At 44.3% G+C, this 1063-nt stretch carries 1 protein-coding gene; it reads left to right on the top strand.

Features of this window, described 5'->3' with window-relative positions; all coding sequences use genetic code 11:
- A partial coding sequence (locus tag R7P72_RS25930) for a L,D-transpeptidase family protein (protein ID WP_318111115.1) occupies positions 1 to 1063 on the top strand: 1063 nt, incomplete at both ends.

The following is a 1063-nucleotide window of genomic DNA, read 5'->3' as shown; positions in this document are numbered from 1 at the left end:
TTTCTACCGTGGTTTCTCTCGATGCTTCTGCCCAAACGGAGCAAGAAGGGGCCGTAGAGCAGTTGTCTGTCGAAAAAATGATCCATTATCCAACGGTGATTGATCAACTTTACCAAAGTACGAATTACCGTTTGAATTGGGAAAATGAGAGCGATGTTGAACAGTTCATTTTTCAGATGAAGCTGGTCGCGCTTGCTGACGTTTCCAAAGAGTTTGACAACCAACTGCATCGTATTAACCAAGTAAGATCGAAAGGAGACAACCTTGACTTCGATTTGGTGATGACCGATTCCCTCCTTATGTACCTCAGCTATCTTGAGCAGGTTCCTCAAGAAGGCGTTAACTGGTTGTTTGCAAATAAAGCCCATGTGAGCTTTCCTGCGCCTAGTGTGGATACGCTATCGGTACTGAGCAATGAGATCACGGTAGGGAAGTTGGATCAGTTTTTAGCCAGCTTGCGCTCGCCTTTGCAGATGGATGCCTCATTTAATACGGTATTTGCTTCGCTTTCTGAATTCTCGCAATATCAATATCCTTTCTATGAGCAAAAAGGTCTGTTGCGCGTCGGTGATCCGATAGAAAACAAATCAACCCTTGTTGAACGCATGGCGATCGTCGGAGTGGATGTCAGTTACATCGATTCAGAAATACCGCAATACGATGAAAATTTGGAGCTGGCGGTGAAAGAGTTCCAGCGTATTCATGGCTTGAACCAAGATGGCGTAATTGGTCCGAACACCATTCGTTGGATCAACTTCTCTCCTCAACAACGTTTGCACTTGCTGGCATTGAATGCTGAGCGTTCTCGTATTTGGGCGAAAGAACGAGACAATGTCGTGTTTGTGAACGTGCCGGGTTATGAAGTTACGTACTGGCATGATGGTCAGCCACTGTTTGAATCAAAAGTTGTGGTTGGTCGAGCTTCAAGAAAAACCCCAATCATGACGGGAACGCTAGATTCGGTGATTTTAAATCCTACTTGGAATGTGCCTTGGAAAATCATGGTGAAAGACATTATTCCAAAAGTGAAACGCAATCCGATGTATTTAATGGAACATAACAT

The organism is Vibrio sp. Vb0888 (assembly GCF_033338835.1).
Lineage (GTDB): Bacteria > Pseudomonadota > Gammaproteobacteria > Enterobacterales > Vibrionaceae > Vibrio > Vibrio alginolyticus.
Note: the sequence above shows the minus strand (reverse complement) of the source record. Positions and strands in the feature narration are given on the sequence as shown.